The sequence below is a fragment of the Streptomyces sp. NPDC045695 genome (assembly GCF_056432025.1).
Window position 1 is genome coordinate 158,590 of record NZ_JBWKJU010000012.1, and the last position, 20,689, is coordinate 179,278.

Below are 20,689 nucleotides of genomic sequence, written 5' to 3' on the forward strand. Positions count from 1 at the left end.
GGGGGCCGCTGCGGCCACAATGGGGCGCATGACCAGCGACAGCGAGATCACCCCCGAGATGCCCGACTGGGAGAAGCGGTTCCGGGCACCGCGCGTGGGCCTGCCCGAGTGGGCCGAGGACGCCCCCGACCGTGCGCTCTTCGTCTCCAACGCGACCGGCACCTTCGAGCTCTACGCCTGGGACCGTGCCACCGGCGCACAGCGCCAGGCCACCGACCGGCCCAACGGCACCACCGACGGTGCGCTCTCGCCCGACGGGGAGTGGATCTGGTGGTTCTCCGACACGGACGGCGACGAGTTCGGCACCTGGGTGCGCCAGCCCTTCGCGGGCGGCCCCGACGAACCGGCCACCCCCGGCCTGGAGCCCTCGTACCCCGCCGGCCTGGCCATCGGCCGCGACGGGACGACGGTCGTGGGACGCTCCACCGACGAGGACGGCTCGACCGTGCACGTGGTCCGGCCGGACGGATCCGCGCCCACGGTGATCTACCGGCACCGGGAGTCGGCCGGCGTCGGCGACCTGTCCCGCGACGGGACGCTCGTGGCCGTCGAGCACACCGAGCACGGTGACGCCATGCACGCGGCCCTGCGCGTGCTCACCCTCGACGGGACCACCGTCGCCGAACTGGACGACACCCGGGGCGGCACCGAGGAGCTGGGCCTGGACGTGCTGGGCTTCGCCCCGGTCGCCGGCGACACCCGGCTGCTCGTGGGCCACCAGCGCCGCGGCCGCTGGGAACCGATGGTGTGGGACGTGGCGACCGGCGCCGAGCAGGAGCTCGCGGTCGACCTGCCGGGCGACGTCAGCGCCGAGTGGTATCCCGACGGCTCCGCGCTGCTGGTCGTGCACAGCTTCGAGGCCCGCAGCGAGCTGTGGCGCTACGACCTGGCCGGGCGCGACCTCGTACGGGTGGACACGCCGCCGGGGACGGTCTCGGGAGCGACCGCGCGGCCCGACGGGTCGGTGGAGTACCTGTGGTCGTCGGCCGCCGAGCCCTCGTCCGTACGGTCCACCGCGGGCGGGTGCGTCCTGGACCCGCCCGGTTTCCGGCCGCCCGGCTCGGTGCCGGTCGAGGACGTGTGGGTGGAGGGCCCCGGCGGGCGGATCCACGCGCTGGCGCAGCGGCCGGCCGGCCGCGGCGACGGCCCCTTCCCGACGGTCTTCGAGATCCACGGCGGGCCGACCTGGCACGACCACGACGCCTTCGCGGCAGCCCCGGCGGCCTGGCTGGACCACGGCTTCGCCGTGGTGCGGGTCAACTACCGCGGCTCGACGGGCTACGGCCGCGCGTGGACGGACGCCCTCAAGCATCGCGTCGGCCTGATCGAGCTGGAGGACATCGCGGCGGTCCGCGAGTGGGCGGTCTCCTGCGGCCTCGCGGACCCGGCGCGCCTCGTGCTGTCGGGCGGCTCCTGGGGCGGGTACCTGACGCTGCTGGGCCTGGGCACGCAGCCGGAGGCCTGGGCCGTGGGGCTGGCCGCCGTACCGGTCGCGGACTACGTGACGGCCTACCACGACGAGATGGAGGCGCTGAAGGCCCTGGACCGCACTCTCTTCGGCGGTACGCCGGAGGAGGTTCCGGACCGCTTCGAGGCGTCCTCGCCGCTCACCTACGTCGACGCGGTGAAGGCGCCCGTGCACATCGCGGCCGGCGTCAACGACCCGCGCTGTCCCATCCGGCAGATCGACAACTACGTGGACCGGCTCGCCGCGCGCGGGGCGGTGCACGAGGTGTACCGGTACGACGCCGGGCACGGCTCGCTGGTGGTGGAGGAGCGGATCAAGCAGGTCCGGATGGAGATCGAGTTCGCGCTGAAGCACCTGCCCCGCTAAGGGAGGTCCGGTGCGCCCCCCGTACGGTGGTGGGGTGCACCGGTTTCTCCTGACCCCGCGCTGGTGGGGGATCAACGTCTTCGTCGCTCTCGCCGTTCCCTTCTGCCTGTTCATGGGGTCCTGGCAGCTCGGCCGGTTCGAGGACCGCGTGGACAGTCACCGGGAGGCGACCGCCGAGCGGCCCGCCGACCAGGCCGTCACCCCCCTGGACCTGCTGCTCCCGGTGGACAAGAAGACCTCCGGGCGGCTGGCTTCCGCGTCCGGGGAGTACGGCGAACAGCTGCTCGTGCCCGAGCGGCGGCTCGACGGCGCGTCCGGCTTCTACGTCCTGACCCTGCTGAAGACCGACTCCGGCAAGGCCGTCCCGGTGGTCCGGGGCTGGCTGCCGGGGGTGGCCGACCCGGCGAAGGCGCCGGCCGCGCCGACCGGCCGCGTCGAGGTCACCGGGGCGCTGCAGGCCTCGGAGAACTCCGGCACCAAGGGGGCCCACTCCCAGGGCGGCCTCCCGGCCGGGCAGCTCGGGGTGATCGGGGCGGCCTCGCTGGTCAACCTCGTCCCGTACGACCTGTACGACGCCTGGCTGACCGTGCAGAGCCCGGCGGACGGCATGCTCCCGGTGCCCGCGCAGGCGCCGGTCAACAGCGGGCTGGACCTGAAGGCCTTCCAGAACCTCGGCTACACCGGCGAGTGGTTCGTCTTCGTCGCCTTCGTGCTCTTCATGTGGTTCCGGCTCTACCGGCGCGAGGTGGAGACCCTGCGCGACGCCGAGGCGGGCCTGCTGGAGGCCGAGGCCGCCTCCTGACCGGGGGCCGCTCGGTGACCGGGGCCGCTCGGTGACCGGGGCTACTCGGTGACCGGGATCGCGCCCGTGCGGTAGACCGTGCCGCCGCAGGCCTGCGGGATCGTCGTCTGCGTCGTGGGGGAACCCGCCGACGGGGTGTGCGAGACCGCGACCCCGCTCGGCGGGGCCGGGGGCGTGGCGCCCGTCTGCGTGCGCGCACCCGTCCCGCTGCCGTCCGGCCCCGTGCCCTTCGCCGTGTCGGCAGGCGGCTTCGGGTCGCCGCCCGAGGTCGCCGCGGGGCAGGGGTCCCCCGACGGGACCCAGGCGAACCGGACCTCGTAGGCCGTGTTCGGCGAGAGCATCAGCACCGGTTCCTGGGCCCGCGGATCCGGCAGACCGCTGGCCGGATCGCCCGCCGTATGGCCGACGACGGGGACCCCGGCGGCGCCCTGGCCCGTCGCCACGCCCGCCGCCGTCACGGTGTCCGCGCCGGTGACGGCGCAGCCCTGCGCCGAGACGTTGGTGACCTTGAAGCTGCCGTACACCTTGCCGTCGGCCTGGGGCGCGCGGGCCGAGCCCACCACCCCCAGCTGCGCGGCCCCGCACACCGGCACTCCCGGCGCGGCCACCGGCGGCATCGCGCCCGAGGCCACGGCCGCGCCGGCCGCCCCCGCGAAGCCGCCCGAGGCGCCCGGGTCCGTCCCGCCCGCCGTCGCACCGCCGGCCGGGGAACCGTCTGCGGTGGCGTCCGGCTGCCCGGTGACGCCGCCGGCGTCCGGGACGCCGCCGAAGGAACCGCTGGACTTCGGCTGGGCCCCCGCGCCGTTCTGGTGCGGGTCGGACGGGACCGCGCCCGGCTTGTCACCGGAGTGCGCGCCGTGCCCCGCCATGGCCGGGTGGTCCGTGGGCGTGCCCTCGCCGCCCGTCAGGTGCAGGGCGGCCGGGATCGCGGTTCCGGCGAGCAGCACGACCGCGGCCGCGCCCACGAGGGCCTGGCGCCGCAGGGTCCGGCGCGCGGGGACGGCGTACCGCAGCCGCTCCAGTGCGCCGGCGGAGGGCTCCAGGCCCTCGACGGCCCCGTGCAGCAGCCCCCGCAGGGCCTCTTCCTCGCTCGCCCCGCCCGGCGGAGTGTGGTCGTCCCTCATGACTGCGCAGCCTCCATCGCCACCCTCAGCGCGGCAATGCCCCGCGATCCGTACGCCTTCACCGAGCCGAGCGATACCCCGAGCGTCTCGGCGACCTGGGCTTCCGTCATGTCCGCGAAGTAGCGCAGCACCAGCACCTCGCGCTGGCGGCGCTGCAGTCCGCGCATCGCCTTGATCAGATCGTCCCGCTCCAGCTGGTCGTAGGCGCCCTCTTCGGCGCTCGCCATGTCCGGCATCGGCTTCGACAGCAGCTTCAGGCCCAGGATGCGGCGGCGCAGGGCGGACCGTGAGAGGTTCACGACGGTCTGGCGCAGGTACGCCAGGGTCTTCTCCCGGTCGCGCACCCGGCTGCGCGCCGAGTGCACGCGGATGAACGCCTCCTGGACCACGTCCTCGCAGGAGGCGGTGTCGTCGAGGAGCAGAGCGGCCAGGCCGAGCAGCGAGCGGTAGTGCGCCTGATAGGTGGCAGTGAGGTGGTCGACGGTGGTGCCGGCCACCACCTCGGCCGTCTCGCCCTTGCCGCTCGTGCCCGACTCAGCGCTTTCGCGCGGTGCGGGCACGAGACCGCCCCGGATCGGTACGGCGGTCCGTACGGGCGCCTCGGAGGTCCCCGTCTGTGGGACGGGCACGATCACGGGAAAACCGCCGCCGGGCGCACGCGGCCCCCGGCGCGACGGGATGATCCCGGTGCGCGCCGGTAGGACGGCCCATTCGAGAAGTGCCTCTGCCACGCCTGTAGGACACGCGTCCCCCCGTCAGGGTTGTACGCGTGAGGCACCCTCAGCGAGATCCCTGTTGCCCTCATGCGTACCCGCTCTTCCCGATTGCCCCGTCTTATCGAGACGGCGGTCGGGCCATCACCTTGATCAAGGGATCAGGACCGATCCTACAAAGCGAATTACGCAAATTCACCCGCGATCAGTTCCGCGATCTGCGTGGCATTCAGGGCAGCGCCCTTGCGGAGATTGTCGGCGCACACGAAGAACTCCAGGGCGTGACGGTCGTCGAGCGAGGCCCGCACCCGCCCCACCCAGGCCGGATCCGTCCCGGCGGCGTCCGCGGGGGTGGGGAACTCCCCGGCCGCGGGGTCGTCCACGAGCACCACACCGGGCGCGGCCTCCAGGATCTCGCGGGCGCGCCGGACCTCCACCTCGTTCTCGAACCGGGCCCGCACGGTCAGCGAGTGCCCGGTCAGCACCGGCACCTGTACGCAGGTCACCGCCACCGGGAGCTGCTCCAGCTCCAGGATCCGGCGGGTCTGCGCCCGTACGGCCAGCTCGTGCGAGGACCAGCCGTCCGCGCGCAGCTCGCCGGACCACGGCACGACGTTGAGGGCGAGCGGAGCCGCGAAGGGGCCGGTGTCCTCGCCCACGGCCCGGCGTACGTCACCGGTCTGCTCGCCCAGGGCGGTCCCGGCGACCAACGCGAGCTGGCGGCGCAGCGCCCCGGTTCCGGCCCGGCCCGCGGCGCTCGCGGCCTGGTACGAGGAGACCACCAGGTCGGCGAGGGAGTACTCGGCGTGCAGCGCGCCCAGGGCCGCGATCATGGCGGCGGTCACGCATTCCGGCCCGGCGACGATCCCGCGCGGCCGGATCCGCGCGGCGTGCCCGTTGACCTCGGGCACCACCAGCGGGACCTCGGGGTCCTCACGGAAGGCGGCGGACTGGTCGACGACGACGGCACCGCGCGCGGTGACGAGCGGAGCCCACCGGGCCGAGACCGCTGCCGGGGTCAGGAAGACGGCGACGTCACCCGGACCGAGGCCGTCGAAGGCGTCCTCGGTCAGGGCGAACACCTCGGTCTCCTCCGCGCGGACGGCCAGCATGCGGCCGGCCGAGCGCGCGGAGGCGATCAGGCGGATGTCGCCCCAGACGTCCGCCCGCTGGGACAGGATCTGGAGCAGGACACCGCCCACCGCTCCGGTCGCCCCGACCACGGCGAGTGCCGGGGCGGAGGACCGGACCCGGGTCATCGTCCTGTGCCTCCGTAGACGACGGCCTCGTCGCTGTCGGAGTCGAGGCCGAAGGCCGTGTGCACGGCGCGGACGGCTTCGTTGACGTCGTCCTGGCGGGTCACGACCGAGATCCGGATCTCCGAGGTGGAGATCAGCTCGATGTTGACGCCCGCGTCGGACAGCGCCTGGAAGAAGGAGGCGGTGACGCCCGGGTTCGTCTTCATGCCGGCGCCGACCAGGGAGATCTTGCCGATCTGGTCGTCGTAGCGCAGGGAGTCGAAGCCGATCGCGCCCTTCGCCTTCTCCAGGGCGTCGATGGCCTTGTGGCCCTCGGTCTTGGGGAGGGTGAAGGAGATGTCGGTGAGGCCCGTGGAGGCCGCGGAGACGTTCTGCACGATCATGTCGATGTTGATCTCGGCGTCCGCGATGGCGCGGAAGATCGCCGCGGCCTCACCCGGCTTGTCCGGGACGCCGACGACCGTGATCTTGGCTTCGGAGACGTCGTGAGCGACTCCGGAGATGATGGCGTGCTCCACCTGCTCGTCCCCTTGCGGCTGTTCGTTGCTGACCCAGGTACCGCGCAGTCCCGAGAAGGACGAGCGGACGTGGATCGGGATGTTGTATCGGCGTGCGTATTCGACACAGCGGTGCAGCAGCACCTTGGAACCGGAGGCTGCCAGCTCCAGCATGTCCTCGGAGGAGATCCAGTCGATCTTCCGGGCCTTCTTCACGACGCGGGGGTCCGCGGTGAAGACGCCGTCGACGTCGGTGTAGATCTCGCAGACCTCGGCGTCCAGCGCCGCGGCGAGCGCCACGGCGGTGGTGTCCGAGCCGCCGCGGCCCAGGGTGGTGATGTCCTTGGAGTCCGCGGACACGCCCTGGAAACCGGCGACGATGGCGATGTTGCCCTCGTCCAGCGCGGTGCGGATACGGCCCGGCGTGACATCGATGATGCGCGCTTTGTTGTGGACCGAGTCGGTGATCACGCCTGCCTGGCTGCCCGTGAACGACTGGGCCTCGTGGCCCAGGTTTTTGATCGCCATGGCCAGCAGGGCCATGGAGATCCGCTCTCCGGCGGTCAGCAGCATGTCGAATTCACGGCCGGCAGGCATCGGGGAAACCTGCTCGGCGAGATCGATCAGCTCGTCCGTCGTGTCGCCCATCGCGGACACCACGACGACCACTTGGTGGCCGTTCTTCTTGGCGTCCACGATCCGCTTGGCGACACGCTTGATGCCCTCGGCATCGGCTACGGAGGAGCCTCCGTACTTCTGCACGACAAGGCCCACGTGCGCTCCTCGCTCAGTCCGTCTCATTGCTGGGGCAGTCTAACGACCGACCGCGATCCGACTGCTTCGTACCACATCATGAGACGAAAGGATCAAAGAATCGGTTCCCGCAGGGCGTCACGGACCGTCACGTGTGGCCGTAGCCGCCGAGCTCCTCGGCCATCACCTGTCCGGCCTGCTCCGCGAGGTCGTCCTCGGCCAGGTCCTCGTCCGTGTCCAGCCCGTCCAGGGCCGCCAGCGGCTGGTCCAGACGTACGTGGGCCACCAGCGACTGCAGGGCCCGCAGGGTCGCCGAGGCCGTCGGACCCCAGTTGGTGAAGTACGAGAACTGCCACCACCACAGCGCCTCGGTGGTCCGGCCCGCCCGGTAGTGCGCCAGCCCGTGCCGCAGGTCCGCCACCACGTCGGCCACGTCGTCGGAGATCCGGTGCGCGACCGGGGTCTTGCGCGGTTCGTAGGGGTCGAAGACCTCCGAGTACACGTCGACCGGCTCCAGCATGTACGCGAACCGCTCGCGCAGCTCGTCCACGTCCGGTTCCGGGCCGAGGTCGGGCTCGTAGCGCTCGTCGGGCAGCACGTCCTGGTACGCGCCCAGCCGGCCGCCCGCCAGCAGCAGCTGGGACACCTCCAGGAGGAGGAAGGGCACTGCGCTGTCCGGGTCCTCGCCCTTGGCCACCTCGGTGACCGCGACGATGAAGGACTCGATCTGGTCTGCGATCTGGACGGCGAAGTCGTCCGGATCCTGGCCCAGGGCGTGCAGCGTTGCGTCAGACATCGAGAAGTCGCCTTCCTTCAAAGGCCCGCCCGAGCGTGACCTCGTCCGCGTACTCCAGATCTCCCCCGACGGGGAGCCCGCTGGCCAGGCGGGTGACCTTCAGGCCCATGGGCTTGATCATGCGGGCGAGGTAGGTGGCGGTGGCCTCCCCCTCCAGGTTCGGGTCGGTGGCGAGGATCAGCTCGGTCACCTCGCCGTCCGCCAGGCGCGTCAGCAGCTCGCGGATCCGCAGGTCGTCCGGGCCGACGCCCTCGATCGGGCTGATGGCCCCGCCGAGGACGTGGTACTTGCCCCGGAACTCGCGGGTCCGCTCGATGGCGACGACGTCCTTGGGCTCCTCGACGACACAGATCACCGTGGTGTCACGGCGCGGATCGCGGCAGATGCCGCACCGCTCCTCCTGCGCCACGTTCCCGCACACCGCGCAGAACCGGACCTTGTCCTTGACCTCCAGCAGCGCGTGCGCGAGGCGGCGGACGTCGGTGGGCTCGGCCTGCAGGATGTGGAAGGCGATCCGCTGCGCGCTCTTGGGCCCGACGCCGGGCAGCCTGCCCAGTTCGTCGATCAGGTCCTGAACCACGCCTTCGTACAACGGACTGCCTTCTTTCGTTCTTCGTTCGCGGTGCGGGTGCGGTGCGGGTGCGGGTGGGGGTACGGCTGGGACTAGAACGGAAGGCCGGGGATACCGCTGCCGCCGCCCAGCCCCTGGGCCAGCGGCCCCAGCTTCTGCTGCTGGAGGGCCTGGGCGTTCTCATTGGCGGCCTGGACCGCCGCGACCACCAGATCGGCGAGCGTCTCCGTGTCGGCCGGGTCCACGGCCTTCGGGTCGATCACCAGGGCGCGCAGCTCACCGGAGCCGGTCACGGTCGCCTTGACCAGACCGCCGCCGGCCTGGCCCTCGACCTCGGTCCGCCCGAGCTCCTCCTGGGCAGCCGCGAGATCCTGCTGCATCTTCTGTGCCTGCTGGAGCAGCTGCTGCATGTTGGGCTGGCCACCACCGGGAATCACGGGGACTCACTCCATACTGTCGGGACGCTTGGTCAATCTGAGCCTACGTGCTCCCCGGGCGCCGCGCCCTACGCCGAGAGGACCAACTCTTTCGAGTGAGAGACAGGGCGTGCGCGTACCTGATGGAGACCTCCTTGCGGGCGGAAAACCCGGGAATCGTCGCCCATCGCGCGTCATTCGAAGGTAGGAAGAACCTGCGCATCATTGCGCACACGCGCACCACCACACGTCAGCGCAGGCAGAGGGAGTGCCGGGTGAGCCAGCCGGAGATGCAGCCCGAGGGGCCACCCCGGGATCCCCGGGAGGAAGGCGGCGGACCGATGGCGGCGGGCGATCTGACCGGCCGGCCGTTCCCTCTCGGGGACTGGGGCGAGCCCGCCGAGCGGCTCGACGAGCTCTACCGGCGGGTCGAGGCCGACGCGCTGCGCACCGCCGAGTGGTACCTGTCCGACCGGGCCTGGAAGCGCCGGGGCGCGCGCGTCCTGCGCGTCGGCGCGGCCGCGGGTGCGGTCGTGGGCGCCGCGATGCCGCTGCTGGAACTGACGGGCTCGGCGCCGGGCGCCACCACGTACGGCTACCTGTCCCTCCTGCTGGCCGCGGCCTGCCTGGCGTGCGACCGGTTCTTCGGGCTCACCTCGGGCTGGATGCGGGACGTGGCCACCGCGCAGGCGGTGCAGCGCCGCCTCCAGACGCTCCAGTTCGACTGGGCGACGGAGAACGTACGGGAGGTGCTCGGCCCGACGGAGGGCACGGCGAGCGAGGCGGCGGAGCGCTGCCTCACCGTGCTGCGGCGCTTCTCGGAGGACGTGACGGAGCTCGTACGGTCCGAGACCGCGGAGTGGATGGTGGAGTTCAGCTCGGGCCCCGCGCCGCTGGTCATGCAGTCGCTGGGCGCCAACGGCGCCCGTCCGGACGCGAACCTCCCCCCGGCCCGCTTCCCCCTCCCCCCGGGCACCCGCCCGAACATGCCCCGCCAACGCCCCCCGGAACAACCCCGCTGACCCCTGCACCTCCAGCCGTTTGAGGCGCACTTTCAGCCCCGCCGGCGTTTGAGGCGCGGGTCCGGGCAGAGCCCGGGAAACGGAGAAAGGGCGGGGCGGGGAGAAGCTCCGCGCAGCGGCACCCCCGCACCCACCCCCACCCCGGCCCCACCGCACCGACCCCCCGGCGTCAGCTGAAGATGATCATCGACCCCTGCCCCAGACTCCGCGTAGCCGCCGCATGCAGCCCCAGCCACACGTGCCGCTCCCGCGCGAACGGACTGTCGTCATGGGGAATCGGCCCCGCCGGCTCCTCCAGCGACGTCGGCCGCCCCGGCGGCGCCGGCGCCGCCGGCGGATTCCCCGGGTCTATCCCGATCGCCGGCCCCACGAAGGCCAGCTCCCGCAGCAGCCCCTGCGCGGACCCCAGCGGCCCGCCCCCGGCCAACAGCTCCTCGTTCGCCAGCGGAGCCGCGAAGTCCACCGGGACGTACGCCCCCGCGTGGTCGTAGTGCCACACCAGGTGCGACTGCTGCGCCGTGGGTTCGAACATCTCCAGCAGCTGCTCGTAGTCCCCGCCCAGCTCGTCCACCGGGGTGACCGGCAGCCCGCAGACCTGGAGCAGGTACGCCCGCCTGAGGAAGTGCAGGGCGTCGTAGTCGAAGCCGGCGACCGGGGCGACGTCCCCGCTCAGGCCCGGCATGTACGCGAACACCGGCACGGACGGCAGTCCGGCCTCTCCCAGCGCCTTGTCGTACGAGGCGATCTCCTCCGCGAACGGGTTGTCGGGGCTGTGGCACAGCACGTCGACAAGAGGGACCAGCCACAGGTCACAGGCCACGCGGGCTCCGATCAGTCGTTGCCGCCGATCGAGCCAGCGTAGTGCTCCGAACACACTCCGCGAAGAGCTGCGCAGAACCTCGGGCCCGCCTGCTCCCCACTAGATGCGCGCAGCCCACTCCAGCGCGTGCTGGTTGTACCCCGCCACGATGCGCCGTACCGCGTCCGCGTCCGCCAGCGTCACCGCGTCCACCAGCTCGCTGTGCCCGTCCCACAGGTCCGCCCGCAGCCGCGGCTCGCGCTGGAGGTGGGGCACGGCGAAGACCCAGCACTGGACGCGGATGCGGTGCAGGAAATCGGAGATGTAGGTGTTGGCGACGAGCCCGCTGAGCTCGCGCCAGAAGCGCAGGTCGTAGCCGATCAGCACTTCGAGCGAACCGCTCTGGGCGGCCCGTCGTGCCTCCTCCGCCCGGCGGCGCACCGACACCAGCATCTCGCCGGAGCCGGGGGTGGTGCCGCGCGCGGCGAGGCGCCGGAAGATCCCGTCCACGACGAGCGACCGGGCCTCGATCATTCCCCGGAAGTCGTCCACGGTGAAGATCCGCACCCGGAAGCCCCGGTGCTGGACCAGTTCGAGCAGCCCTTGGGCGGAGAGGTCCACCAGCGCCTCGCGCACGGGGGTCGCGGAGACCTCGTACTGCTCGGCGATCTGCTTGACGGTGAACTCGGTCCCCGGAGGCAGGCGTCCCGCGAGCACCTCGTCCCGCAGCGCGTCCGCGATCTGCTGGCGAAGTGTGTTGCGGGTGACAGCGCCGCTGCCTGGCATAGGGGTCCGTCTCCTGTCGTAGAGCTCCGGACACCATAGGCCAGACAGCGAGGCTGAAACCGAGCGGTAGCTGATCGTTATGCGGACGTACGCCCCGTTATGCCTATCAGGCAGTCGGTCGACTGTTCGGCCAGCCGACTGGTCGGCCGGTAGACGTCCGGCCAGTCGGCCCGGCCGCCCTATCCGGCCGTGGTGTGCCGGTCCGCGACCGTCAGCGCCTCGTCCAGCAGCGCCAAGCCCTCCTTCGCCTCCGCCTCCGAGATGGTGCACGGCGGGACGACGTGGGTGCGGTTCATGTTGACGAAGGGCCACAGACCCGAGGCCTTGCAGGCTGCCGCGAATTCGGCCATGGGCGCGTTGTCGGCGCCCGAGGCGTTGTACGGGACGAGCGGCTCGCGCGTCTCCTTGTCCCGTACGAGTTCCAGCGCCCAGAACGCGCCCAGACCGCGGACCTCACCGACCGACGGGTGACGCTCGGCGATCTCCCGGAGCGCCGGGCCGATCACGTTCTCGCCCAGGTGGGCGGCGTGCTGCACGACGCCCTCCTCTTCCATCGCGTTGATCGTCGCGACGGCGGCGGCGCAGGCCAGGGGGTGGCCGGAGTACGTCAGTCCGCCCGGGTAGGGGCGCGTGGCGAAGGTCTCGGCGATGGCGGCGGAGATGGCGACGCCGCCGAGCGGGACGTAGCCGCTGTTGACGCCCTTGGCGAAGGTGATCAGGTCGGGGGTGACGCCCCAGTGGTCGGCGGCGAACCATGCGCCGGTGCGGCCGAAGCCGGACATGACCTCGTCCAGGATGAAGACGATGCCGTGGCGGTCGCAGAGCTCGCGCACGCCCGCGAGGTAACCGGGCGGCGGGGTCATGATCCCGGCGGTGCCGGGCACGCTCTCCAGGATGATCGCCGCGATGGTCTTCGGCCCCTCGAAGGCGATGGTGTCGGAGAGGTGGGCGAGGGCGCGGGCGCACTCCTCGGCCTCGGTGCTGGCGTGGAAGGCCGAGCGGTAGAGGTACGGGCCCCAGAAGTGCACGACCCCGGCGGCGGCCGTGTCGGAGGGCCAGCGGCGCGGGTCACCGGTCAGGTTGATTGCGGCCGCGGTGGCGCCGTGGTACGAGCGGTACGTGGAGAGCACCTTGGCGCGGCCGGTGTGCAGGCGGGCCATGCGGACGGCGTTCTCGACGGCCTCGGCGCCGCCGTTGGTGAAGAAGATCTTGTCGAGGTCGCCGGGGGTGCGCTCGGCGATGAGGCGTGCGGCCTCGGAGCGGACGTCGACGGCGAAGCCGGGGGCGAGGGTGCAGAGCCGGGCGGCCTGCTCCTGGATTGCCGCGGTGACCTTCGGGTGCTGGTGACCGATGTTGGTGTTGACCAGCTGGGAGGAGAAGTCGAGGAAGCGGTTGCCCTCGTAGTCCCAGAAGTAGGACCCCTCGGCTCCGGCGACGGCGAGCGGGTCGATCAGGGCTTGGGCGGACCAGGAGTGGAAGACGTGCTTGCGGTCAGCGTCCTTCACTGCGGCAAGGGTGTGCGGGGTGACATGAGGGGTCATGGCGTCACGCTAGAAGTGCGCAGGTGGGGAGGGATATCGGCGGACTGTATGGGGGTGGGGGGCCGGTCTCGGCAGTCTGTCGGCGCACGGGACACCGTTCGGTCCATTGACAGCATCCTGTCGAAATGACAGTCTCTTGTCATAGAGAGGCGCACCGAGCCGGATCGACGCTGGAGGCGAACACCATGAGCGAGACCCCGCACAAGCCCGTCCACCTCGCGGTCTACGACACGTACGCGGACTGGGAGACCGGCCACACCACCGCCCACCTCACCCAGCGCGGCCACGTCGTCCGCACGGTCGGCTTCGCCGCCGAGCAGCCCGTCACCACCATGGGCGGCGTCCGCATCCAGCCCGACATGGCCCTGGCCGACCTGCGGCCGCAGGACTCGTCGCTGCTGATCCTCACCGGCGCCTCGCTGTGGGACACGAGCGAGGAACTGGCGCCCTTCGCGGCGAAGGCGAGGGAGTTCCTGGAGGCCGGGGTGCCGGTCGCGGCCATCTGCGGGGCCACCGCAGGCCTCGCCCGCGAAGGCCTGCTGAACGGCCGTGCCCACACCAGCGCGGCCTCCTTCTACCTGACCCCGCAACCGGGCTACGCAGGCGCCGAGAGCTACGTCGAGGCCGACGCGGTGACCGACGGCGACCTCATCACGGCAGGGCCGACGGAACCGGTGGCCTTCGCCCGCGAGGTCTTCACCCGGCTGGGCGTCTACAAGGCGGACGTCGTGGACGCGTGGTACCGGCTGTTCCACGACTCGGACGCGAGCGCGTACCCGGTCCTGATGGCGGCGGCGGAGGCCGGCGATGCCTGAGGCGCAGCCGCCCGCATCCACCCGGGCCCGGCAGGACCTGCTGAGCCGCACCGCGCTCGGGGTGTTCCGGCTGAACGGCCAGTTCCTCTCCGTCTCGGAGGAGCTGGCCCGGCCGGCCGGGCTGACGGCGGCCTGGTGGCAGGTGCTCGGCGCGGTGCTGCGGGAGCCGCTGCCCGTCGCGGGCATCGCCCGGGCCATGGGGATCACCCGGCAGAGCGTCCAGCGGATCGCGGACCTGCTGGTCGCGAAGGGCCTGGCCGAATACGCCCCGAACCCGGCCCACCGCCGGGCGAAGCTGCTGCGGCCGACGGAGGAGGGCCGCGCGGCGGTGGCCCGCATCACCCCGGGCCACGCCTCCCTGGCCACCCGCCTCGCGGCCGAACTGGGCGACCCCGCCTTCGCGGAAACGGTGCGCGTCCTGGAACGCCTGTCCAGAGCCCTGGACACCCTGTCCCTCCCACCCCTACCAACCCAGGACGACTCAACCCCCGCTGACAGCTGATCGCCCGGGGCCCGCATCTCAGCCCCCCACCCTCTCCAGCCCCGCCCTTCCAGCCCCGCCGGCGCTTGAGACGCGGGGCCCGCATCTCCAGCCCCGCCGGCGTTTGAGGCGCGGGGCCCGGGGCGGAGCCCCGATCCTTCAGCCGCGCCGGCCCGGAAGGCGCGCGGCCCAATTTCAGCCCCGCCGGCGTTTGAGGCGCGGGGTCCGGGGCGGAGCCCCGTTCCTTCAGCCGCACCAGCCCCAGCGGCCCGCGCCCCGCCTCCCCACGGCCCGCGAGGGACCGATTGTGTCGAAGTCAATAAGCCTGCGAACAAAGCTTGTTGCGCGGAACGGCCCTGCCGGACACTGCGGCACATGGAGCCGTCGAAGGTAGTGGCACAACTGTGGGAGCGAATCGAGGCACGCGACTGGACCGCCGTCGCCCAGCTCATCGCGGAGGACGCGGTCATCGAATGGCCCGTGAGCGGTGAGCGCATCGTCGGCCGCGCCAACTTCATCGCCGTGAACAGCGACGACGGCTACGCGGACGAGAGATCCGTACAACTGCTGCGCATCCTGGCCGACGGGGACCTCGTAGTCACCGAGGTGGAGATACCTCAGGACCACGTGGTCTACCGGGCCGTCTCCCTGTGGACCGTACGGGAAGGGGAGATCGTGGAAGCGAGGGAGTACTGGACCAGCCCCGGCCAGGACCCCGCCCCCCGCTGGCGGTCGGGCTACGTCGAACCCCTCCTGGCAGACTGACGCGCGTGCTCACCGCTCTGCTCCCCGCCCTGCTCGGCGCGACCGGCATCCTGGTGCTCCTCACCGTCGTTCCCGGACCCGACATGGCCATCGTCACCAGGCAGGCGGTCACGCGCGGGCGCGGCGACGGGCTGCGCACGGTCGCCGGGATCGCCGCCGGGCTGCTCGTCTGGGGCGCCCTGACCGTGGCAGGGCTCGCGGCACTGCTCGCCGCGTCGGCCGAGATGTACCTGGTGGTGAAGCTCGCGGGCGCCGCCTACCTGTGCCGGCTCGGCATCCGCTGCCTGCGCGGCCCGGGCGCGGAGCCGGAAGTGGGACCTGGCGCGGGGCCGGCCGAAGACCGGCCGGAGGCGCCCGGTGGCGGCGCCTGGCGGACCGGTCTGGCCACCAACGTGCTGAACCCCAAGATCGCCGTCTTCTACACCGGGCTGCTGCCCACCCTCGCCCCGCCGGGCCTGCGGCCGGCGACCGGCATGGCGCTGCTCGTCCTGATCCACGTGCTGCTGACCCTGTTCTGGCTGGGCACCTACGTCTACGTCCTCTCCCGCGCCCGGCGCTTCTTCGCGCGCCCCCGCGTCCGGCGGGCACTGGACCGGACGACGGGTGTCGTCCTGATCGGCTTCGGCGTGCGCGTGGCCACGACGTAACGGCGCGACGGCGTGACGGCGCGACAGCGCTACGGCCTGACCAGCGCACGCGCCGCCCCTCAGGCCCCGCCGAGCCGGTCCAGCTCCTCCCCGATGGCGGTCCGCAGGGTGTCGTGACGAGGTCCCAGCGCGTGCCGCGCGCCGCGCCAGCACTCCTCCCCGTACAACCACACGGGCAGCCGGACCCGCTCGGCCGGCTCCCAGTCGTAGCGGGGCCAGACGTGGGCGTGGAGATACGTTTCGGTGTTGCCGAGGATCTCGATGTTCACCCGGCGGAAGGCCGGATCGAGGCGCGCGCAGGCCCGTTCGACGGCCTCGGCGAGCCGCTCCATGTCGCCGAGGTACGCGGCTCTGCGCGCCCGGGGGAGGTCCGAGAGCCGGGTCACGGCAGGGTCGTCGGCGAGCAACACCGAGTAGCCGGGCAGGAATTGCCGGTCCCCGATGACCGCGAAGCCCGAACCAAGGCGACGTAGGACCGTGGGGTTCTCACCACGACGCGCGCTGCCGATGCGGTCGCGGCGCCAGTCGTCATCGCTCATCCCCGAACCGTAGCCCCCCACCCCTCGCATCCCACGTACCCCTCGTCATACCTGAGAGCTACCTGCCAATACGGCTCCATGGCGTGACGCCGACCAGGGCCCGCAATTCCTAACTTCGGTAACAGAAAAGAAGGCTGACTGACCTTCCGGACGACCGAGGGAACGCACCATGACGACGGGGACGACGGGTACGACGGGTACGACCGGCACGGCGGGTACGACCGGCACGGCGGGCAACAGGGCGGTGGCGCCCGCCACCACGGCGCTCCGCACCGGGACCGCACGCCCCGCCCGCGCCCACGGCCGCCTGCGCCGCACCGCATTGGCCTCCCTGATCGCCGGAGCGGTGGTGTTCCCCATATCGGCCGCCGCCTCCCCCGACGTCCCCGCTCCCGCGCCGGCGGCGTTCGCCGCGGACGCCGCCCCGCACACCCGGTACGCGGCCAACCGCGCCAGTCTCGCCGAGGCGGCGCGTATGGCCCAGGACGCCGACCGGACGGGCCGGGCCTCCAAGCTCCGCACCATGGAGGCTGCCGGAGCGGCCCAGTTCCTCACCTTCGACGGCCGGGGCAAGGGCCGGGCCGTCGAGGTGTTCGGCGAGCTGGAGACCGCCGACCGGGTCACCGTCCTGGTACCCGGATCGGACACGACCCTCGACACCTATGAGAGGTTCCGTGCCGGAGCCGTCGCCCTCCAGCAGCGCCTCCAGGCCGAGCATCCGCGTTCCGCGGTGGTGGCCTGGCTCGGCTATGACACCCCCGGCACGGTCAGCACGACCGTCCTGACCGCCGACCGCGCCGACGAAGCAGCCGCCGAACTGGCGCCCTTTCTCGACCAGCTGGGGGCGATGGCGGGGCCGGGCGCCCGTCTCTCCCTCCTCTGCCACTCCTACGGTTCGGTGGTCTGCGCCCGGACCACGACCGGGCCCGCGGTAGGTGACATCGCGCTGTTCGGGAGCCCGGGTACGGGGGCGGGTTCCGTGCGGGAGCTGCCGACCGGCGCCCGGGTCTGGGCCGGGCGGGGCGCCGACGACTGGATAGCCGGCGTCCCGCACGTCCGGCTCGGGGCGATCGGCTTCGGCGCCGACCCCGTCGACCCGGCCTTCGGGGCACGGCCTTTCGCGGCCGGCGCCGCCGGGCACAGCGACTACCTCAAGCCGGGCACCGAGTCCCTCGACAGCCTGGCCGCCATCGTCCTCGGCACCACCCCCGACCCGGAGGCCACCCATGCATGAGCTCCGCGCCCGCTGGGCCGTCCTGGCGGCGGGTATCGACCGGGCCACCCCGGCCAACCGTGACCGCACCGTGGACGCGCTGCGGGCCTTCGCGATCCTCGGTGTGGTGCTCGGCCACTGGCTGGTCACCGCCCTGACCGCCACCGACGGCGGCCTGCACACCACCAGCCCGCTGGCGCACATGTCCTGGCTGGCACCGGTGTCCTGGGTGTTCCAGACGCTGGCGGTGTTCTTCCTCGTCGGTGGTCACGTCGCCGCCCGCGGGTATGCGGCGGCGCGCGAGCGAGGCGTCTCGTACGGTGCCTGGGTCGGCCAGCGGCTGGGCCGGCTGTTCCGTCCGGTCGCCGCGGTGCTCACCCTCTGGTCGGTCGTGGCGGGCGGGATGCTGATCGGCGGCGCGGAGCTGGACACCGTCCGGACGCTGGTCAGGCTGGTGATGTCGCCGCTCTGGTTCCTGCTGGTGTTCGCCGCGCTGACCGCCGCGACCCCGCTCGTGGCCCGGCTCCATCCGGTGTGGCCGCTGGCCGTGGTGGCAGGCGTCGACGTGTGGCGCTTCGCGCTCGCGGGGCCCGAGTCGAGCGGCTGGGTCAATGTGGCCGCCGGCTGGCTCGTCCCCTTCACCTTGGGCGCCGCCTGGTCCCGCGGGGCCTTCGCCGGGCCCAAGCGGCCCCTGTTCCTCCTCGGTGCGGGGACCGCGTCCACCATCGCCCTGGTCCTGTGGGGCGGATACCCGGCGTCCATGGTGGGTGTCCCCGGTTCCGCGCTGTCGAATCTGAATCCGCCGACGCTCGCCGCGGTGTCGTTCGGGCTGGCCCAGTGCGGTCTGGCCCTCCTGGTGCGCGAACCGCTGGCCCGGGCCATGCGGCGGCCCTCAGCCTGGGCGAAGGTGGCTCTGGTAAACCTCTCCGCCATGACGATCTTCCTGTGGCACCAGACCGCCATGATGGCGGTCACCGCCCTCGGCCTGCTGGTCTCGACCGACCTGCCGGGACTGCACACCGTGCCCGACTCGGTGGGCTGGATACCGGCCCGGCTGCTGTGGCTGCCGGTGTTCGCCGCCGCGCTGGCCCTGTGCTGGTCGGCCTTCCGTTCGTACGAGCAGCCCAAGCGCACCCGGCAGCCGGCCACCACCGCCCCCGGCGGTCGTGCTCCCCTGGCCCCCGTCAAGGAAAGCGTCCATGTCTAGGCCGACGGGTGTGGACGAGCAGCCCGCGTCCTCGGCCGAGCCCTCGCCCGCCGGTTCCGGCAAGGGCCCCGCCCCGGCCCCGCCGCTGGCCCGTGAGCTGTTCACCATGCGGCGCGATCCCCTGCCGAGGATGTCCCGGCCCCGGTGGCTGGCCCGGCTGCCGCATGCGTTGGTCGTCTATGCGGCCGCGTTCTTCGGCTTCCTCACCACCGAGCAGCTCCAGGACCACTACCACGTCCCCGGCGGCCCTCCCGTGGCGCTCGCCATCCTGACCGGCGTATCCATACTCCTCGCGATGTCCCGCCCGATCGCCGCGTGGTGGCTCGGCCTGATCACGGCGGCCCTGATGGCCTGGGCGCTCTACGGTCACGTGGGACAGGGCCAGACCTGGCCCTGGACGCCCGGCGGGATGTTCGCGTTCGCCCCGCTGCTGTTGCTGGTCGCCCTGCGGGTACCGGCCCGGACGACGATCTGGGTCGTCGGCATCTCGGTCGCCTACACCGGGCTGGCCGAGTTGTCCTTCCGGCCCGACCACCACACGAGCAGCGCCCTGGCGGCCACCCTCCTCTTCGGATTCGTGGGTCTCCTCGGGTACGCGCTGCGCGCCCTGCGGCTGGCCCGCGGCGAGCTGGTCGAGCAGGAAACGCTCACCGAGGCGGAGCGGGCCCGCCGCACCCTGCTGGAGGAGCGCAGCCGGATCGCCCGCGAACTGCACGACGTCGTCGCGCACCACATGTCGGTGATCTCCATCCAGGCCCAGGTCGCCCCGCACCTCGTGGAGAACCCGTCCGAGGAGCTCATGGAGAATCTGGCGGGCATCCGGGGAAACGCGCTGGAGGCCCTGACGGAGCTGCGGCGGGTGCTGGGCGTGCTGCGCTCCGAGCATCCGGACGATCCGGCGGCCCCGCGGCATCCGCAGCCCACCCTGGCCGAGTTGGAGGGCCTCGTGGACAACGTGCGGGGGGCTGGGCTCGACGTCACCGTCGAGATCGCGGGCACCCGCCGGCCGCTGACTCCGGGCGTGGAACTCACCGCGTACCGGATCGTGCAGGAGGCCCTGAGCAACTGCCTGCGCCATGCCCCGGGTTCGCGCGTGGAGGTCGGCGTCGCGTACGGGCCGCGCGACGTGCACCTGTGCATCGCCAACACCGCGCCGACCCGGCCCGCCCCGCCCTCGCACGGAGCGGGGCACGGGCTGCTCGGGATGCGGGAGCGGGCGGGCATGCTGGGGGGCGAGCTGGTGGCCGGCCCGCGCCCCGACGGCGGGTACGAGGTGGGGGCCGTGCTCCCGATGGATCCGCAGAACCTGCCCGACGGCCCCGAGGCCGACCACGAGACGAAGAAGGCCCCATGAGCACCCCGATCAAGGTGATGATCGCCGACGACCAGATGATGGTCCGGCAGGGCTTCACCGTGCTTCTCAACGCCCAGCCCGACATCGAGGTCGTGGGCCAGGCCGTGGACGGGGCGGACGCGGTGAGCAAGGTCGCGGAGCTGGCGCCGGACGTGGTCCTGATGGACATCCGTATGCCGGGGGTGGGCGGGATCGAGGCCACGTCCGTCATCACCGGCGCTCCCGGCGCCACGGTGAAGGTTCTGGTGCTGACCACCTTCGATCTCGACGAGTACGTGTACGAGGCGCTGCGGGCCGGGGCCTCCGGCTTCCTACTCAAGGACGCGTCGGCCGATCAGCTCGCCGAGGCGGTGCGCGTGGTGGCCGCTGGGGAGGCGCTGCTCTCGCCGAACATCACGAAGCGGCTGATCACGGAGTTCTCCCGGCTGGGGGCGCCGCGCGCGCCTTCGCGGGCCCGGATCGACGCGCTGACCGAGCGCGAGACCGAGGTGCTCTCGCTCGTCGCCCAGGGCCTGTCGAATGCGGAGATCGCGGCGCACCTGACCGTGGCGGAGCAGACGGTGAAGACGCATGTGGGCCGGATCCTGGTGAAGCTGGGTCTGCGGGACCGCACGCAAGCGGCCGTCTTCGCGTACGAGACGGGTCTGGTCCGCCCGACGGGCTACTGACCTGACCCGTGTAGTACTTGAGAGGGACTCCGCGAAATCCCCATCAGCGGCGACGCGGACGAGGGCGGTACAGACCTACGGTGGTGT

At 72.5% G+C, this 20,689-nt stretch carries 22 protein-coding genes; 11 read left to right on the forward strand and 11 right to left on the reverse strand.

Going from position 1 to position 20,689, the window contains the following annotated elements:
• Positions 1 to 28 precede the first annotated feature (28 nt).
• Positions 29 to 1,834, forward strand: a complete 1,806-nt coding sequence (locus tag AC07DU_RS21750) for a S9 family peptidase (protein WP_479112982.1) — start codon at positions 29 to 31, stop codon at positions 1,832 to 1,834.
• A 34-nt stretch (positions 1,835 to 1,868) separates the two neighbouring features.
• A complete protein-coding gene (locus tag AC07DU_RS21755) occupies positions 1,869 to 2,636 on the forward strand; it encodes an SURF1 family protein (protein ID WP_479112984.1) in 768 nt (255 codons plus the stop codon).
• 41 nt (positions 2,637 to 2,677) lie between these two features.
• Here the strand turns inward: AC07DU_RS21755 and AC07DU_RS21760 are convergent, their stop codons facing one another.
• From AC07DU_RS21760 to AC07DU_RS21790, 7 genes are all read right to left on the reverse strand, one after another.
• The gene (locus AC07DU_RS21760) at positions 2,678 to 3,760 is read right to left on the reverse strand and encodes a hypothetical protein (RefSeq protein WP_479112986.1); all 1,083 of its coding nucleotides are present in this window, start codon (positions 3,758 to 3,760) and stop codon (positions 2,678 to 2,680) included.
• On the reverse strand, positions 3,757 to 4,491 hold the full coding sequence (locus AC07DU_RS21765; protein WP_479036188.1) for a SigE family RNA polymerase sigma factor: 735 nt from the start codon (positions 4,489 to 4,491) through the stop codon (positions 3,757 to 3,759). The genes AC07DU_RS21760 and AC07DU_RS21765 overlap by 4 nt, the downstream gene beginning before the upstream one ends.
• 167 nt (positions 4,492 to 4,658) lie before the next feature.
• On the reverse strand, positions 4,659 to 5,732 hold the full coding sequence (locus AC07DU_RS21770) for an aspartate-semialdehyde dehydrogenase (RefSeq protein WP_479112988.1): 1,074 nt from the start codon (positions 5,730 to 5,732) through the stop codon (positions 4,659 to 4,661).
• Entirely contained in the window at positions 5,729 to 7,003 is a 1,275-nt protein-coding gene (locus AC07DU_RS21775) for an aspartate kinase (protein ID WP_360900612.1), read from the reverse strand. The genes AC07DU_RS21770 and AC07DU_RS21775 overlap by 4 nt, the downstream gene beginning before the upstream one ends.
• A 127-nt stretch (positions 7,004 to 7,130) precedes the next feature.
• Positions 7,131 to 7,778, reverse strand: coding sequence for a DUF5063 domain-containing protein (locus AC07DU_RS21780; protein ID WP_479036192.1), 648 nt, complete (start codon positions 7,776 to 7,778; stop codon positions 7,131 to 7,133).
• Positions 7,771 to 8,370, reverse strand: a complete 600-nt coding sequence (recR, locus tag AC07DU_RS21785; protein WP_073917308.1) for a recombination mediator RecR — start codon at positions 8,368 to 8,370, stop codon at positions 7,771 to 7,773. The genes AC07DU_RS21780 and recR overlap by 8 nt, the downstream gene beginning before the upstream one ends.
• Before the next feature lie 71 nt (positions 8,371 to 8,441).
• Positions 8,442 to 8,786, reverse strand: coding sequence for a YbaB/EbfC family nucleoid-associated protein (locus tag AC07DU_RS21790; RefSeq protein WP_360900606.1), 345 nt, complete (start codon positions 8,784 to 8,786; stop codon positions 8,442 to 8,444).
• Between the two features lie 254 nt (positions 8,787 to 9,040).
• Here AC07DU_RS21790 and AC07DU_RS21795 point away from each other — a divergent pair, with 254 nt between their 5' ends.
• Positions 9,041 to 9,787: an SLATT domain-containing protein gene (locus AC07DU_RS21795; protein ID WP_360900603.1), complete on the forward strand. Its 747-nt coding sequence runs from the start codon at positions 9,041 to 9,043 to the stop codon at positions 9,785 to 9,787.
• Between the two features lie 169 nt (positions 9,788 to 9,956).
• On the opposite strand, the gene AC07DU_RS21800 is transcribed toward AC07DU_RS21795, so the two are convergent.
• The 3 genes from AC07DU_RS21800 to AC07DU_RS21810 all read right to left on the reverse strand — a co-directional run bounded on the left by AC07DU_RS21800 (position 9,957) and on the right by AC07DU_RS21810 (position 12,913).
• Positions 9,957 to 10,607: a hypothetical protein gene (locus AC07DU_RS21800; protein ID WP_453375077.1), complete on the reverse strand. Its 651-nt coding sequence runs from the start codon at positions 10,605 to 10,607 to the stop codon at positions 9,957 to 9,959.
• A 99-nt stretch (positions 10,608 to 10,706) separates the two neighbouring features.
• Positions 10,707 to 11,372 carry a GntR family transcriptional regulator gene (locus AC07DU_RS21805; protein WP_479036197.1) on the reverse strand — a complete coding sequence of 222 codons (666 nt, stop codon included), beginning with the start codon at positions 11,370 to 11,372 and terminating at the stop codon, positions 10,707 to 10,709.
• 179 nt (positions 11,373 to 11,551) lie between these two features.
• Positions 11,552 to 12,913, reverse strand: coding sequence for an aminotransferase class III-fold pyridoxal phosphate-dependent enzyme (locus tag AC07DU_RS21810; RefSeq protein ID WP_479112990.1), 1,362 nt, complete (start codon positions 12,911 to 12,913; stop codon positions 11,552 to 11,554).
• 185 nt (positions 12,914 to 13,098) lie between these two features.
• Here AC07DU_RS21810 and AC07DU_RS21815 point away from each other — a divergent pair, with 185 nt between their 5' ends.
• From AC07DU_RS21815 to AC07DU_RS21830, 4 genes are all read left to right on the forward strand, one after another.
• Positions 13,099 to 13,728, forward strand: a complete 630-nt coding sequence (locus AC07DU_RS21815; RefSeq protein ID WP_479112992.1) for a DJ-1/PfpI family protein — start codon at positions 13,099 to 13,101, stop codon at positions 13,726 to 13,728.
• Positions 13,721 to 14,230, forward strand: a complete 510-nt coding sequence (locus AC07DU_RS21820) for a MarR family winged helix-turn-helix transcriptional regulator (RefSeq protein ID WP_479112994.1) — start codon at positions 13,721 to 13,723, stop codon at positions 14,228 to 14,230. The genes AC07DU_RS21815 and AC07DU_RS21820 overlap by 8 nt, the downstream gene beginning before the upstream one ends.
• A gap of 354 nt (positions 14,231 to 14,584) precedes the next feature.
• Entirely contained in the window at positions 14,585 to 14,974 is a 390-nt protein-coding gene (locus tag AC07DU_RS21825; RefSeq protein WP_360900585.1) for a nuclear transport factor 2 family protein, read from the forward strand.
• Positions 14,975 to 14,991: 17 nt separating this feature from the next.
• Positions 14,992 to 15,621: a LysE family translocator gene (locus AC07DU_RS21830; protein WP_479113015.1), complete on the forward strand. Its 630-nt coding sequence runs from the start codon at positions 14,992 to 14,994 to the stop codon at positions 15,619 to 15,621.
• 59 nt (positions 15,622 to 15,680) lie between these two features.
• Here AC07DU_RS21830 and AC07DU_RS21835 read toward each other — a convergent pair whose 3' ends face one another.
• Positions 15,681 to 16,160, reverse strand: a complete 480-nt coding sequence (locus tag AC07DU_RS21835) for an HIT family protein (RefSeq protein ID WP_479112996.1) — start codon at positions 16,158 to 16,160, stop codon at positions 15,681 to 15,683.
• A gap of 169 nt (positions 16,161 to 16,329) precedes the next feature.
• Here AC07DU_RS21835 and AC07DU_RS21840 point away from each other — a divergent pair, with 169 nt between their 5' ends.
• Genes AC07DU_RS21840 through AC07DU_RS21855 form a run of 4 tightly spaced genes read left to right on the forward strand, consistent with a single transcriptional unit; the run spans position 16,330 to position 20,602 of the window.
• The gene (locus AC07DU_RS21840) at positions 16,330 to 17,394 is read left to right on the forward strand and encodes an alpha/beta hydrolase (protein WP_479112998.1); all 1,065 of its coding nucleotides are present in this window, start codon (positions 16,330 to 16,332) and stop codon (positions 17,392 to 17,394) included.
• Entirely contained in the window at positions 17,387 to 18,580 is a 1,194-nt protein-coding gene (locus AC07DU_RS21845) for an acyltransferase family protein (RefSeq protein ID WP_453375069.1), read from the forward strand. Before AC07DU_RS21840 ends, AC07DU_RS21845 begins: the two co-directional genes overlap by 8 nt.
• Positions 18,573 to 19,934: a sensor histidine kinase gene (locus tag AC07DU_RS21850; protein ID WP_479113000.1), complete on the forward strand. Its 1,362-nt coding sequence runs from the start codon at positions 18,573 to 18,575 to the stop codon at positions 19,932 to 19,934. The genes AC07DU_RS21845 and AC07DU_RS21850 overlap by 8 nt, the downstream gene beginning before the upstream one ends.
• Positions 19,931 to 20,602, forward strand: coding sequence for a response regulator transcription factor (locus AC07DU_RS21855; RefSeq protein WP_360900571.1), 672 nt, complete (start codon positions 19,931 to 19,933; stop codon positions 20,600 to 20,602). Before AC07DU_RS21850 ends, AC07DU_RS21855 begins: the two co-directional genes overlap by 4 nt.
• Positions 20,603 to 20,689 lie beyond the last annotated feature (87 nt).

What these genes read in the sequence shown, in the direction of transcription:
- AC07DU_RS21750 (WP_479112982.1), top strand. Translation starts at nt 29, where the DNA reads ATGACCAGCGACAGCGAGATCACCCCCGAGATGCCCGACTGGGAGAAG.
- AC07DU_RS21760 (WP_479112986.1), bottom strand. Translation starts at nt 3,760, where the DNA reads ATGAGGGACGACCACACTCCGCCGGGCGGGGCGAGCGAGGAAGAGGCC.
- AC07DU_RS21770 (WP_479112988.1), bottom strand. Translation starts at nt 5,732, where the DNA reads ATGACCCGGGTCCGGTCCTCCGCCCCGGCACTCGCCGTGGTCGGGGCG.
- AC07DU_RS21780 (WP_479036192.1), bottom strand. Translation starts at nt 7,778, where the DNA reads ATGTCTGACGCAACGCTGCACGCCCTGGGCCAGGATCCGGACGACTTC.
- AC07DU_RS21805 (WP_479036197.1), bottom strand. Translation starts at nt 11,372, where the DNA reads ATGCCAGGCAGCGGCGCTGTCACCCGCAACACACTTCGCCAGCAGATC.
- AC07DU_RS21810 (WP_479112990.1), bottom strand. Translation starts at nt 12,913, where the DNA reads ATGACCCCTCATGTCACCCCGCACACCCTTGCCGCAGTGAAGGACGCT.
- AC07DU_RS21815 (WP_479112992.1), top strand. Translation starts at nt 13,099, where the DNA reads ATGAGCGAGACCCCGCACAAGCCCGTCCACCTCGCGGTCTACGACACG.
- AC07DU_RS21820 (WP_479112994.1), top strand. Translation starts at nt 13,721, where the DNA reads ATGCCTGAGGCGCAGCCGCCCGCATCCACCCGGGCCCGGCAGGACCTG.
- AC07DU_RS21825 (WP_360900585.1), top strand. Translation starts at nt 14,585, where the DNA reads ATGGAGCCGTCGAAGGTAGTGGCACAACTGTGGGAGCGAATCGAGGCA.
- AC07DU_RS21835 (WP_479112996.1), bottom strand. Translation starts at nt 16,160, where the DNA reads ATGAGCGATGACGACTGGCGCCGCGACCGCATCGGCAGCGCGCGTCGT.
- AC07DU_RS21840 (WP_479112998.1), top strand. Translation starts at nt 16,330, where the DNA reads ATGACGACGGGGACGACGGGTACGACGGGTACGACCGGCACGGCGGGT.
- AC07DU_RS21845 (WP_453375069.1), top strand. Translation starts at nt 17,387, where the DNA reads ATGCATGAGCTCCGCGCCCGCTGGGCCGTCCTGGCGGCGGGTATCGAC.
- AC07DU_RS21850 (WP_479113000.1), top strand. Translation starts at nt 18,573, where the DNA reads ATGTCTAGGCCGACGGGTGTGGACGAGCAGCCCGCGTCCTCGGCCGAG.
- AC07DU_RS21855 (WP_360900571.1), top strand. Translation starts at nt 19,931, where the DNA reads ATGAGCACCCCGATCAAGGTGATGATCGCCGACGACCAGATGATGGTC.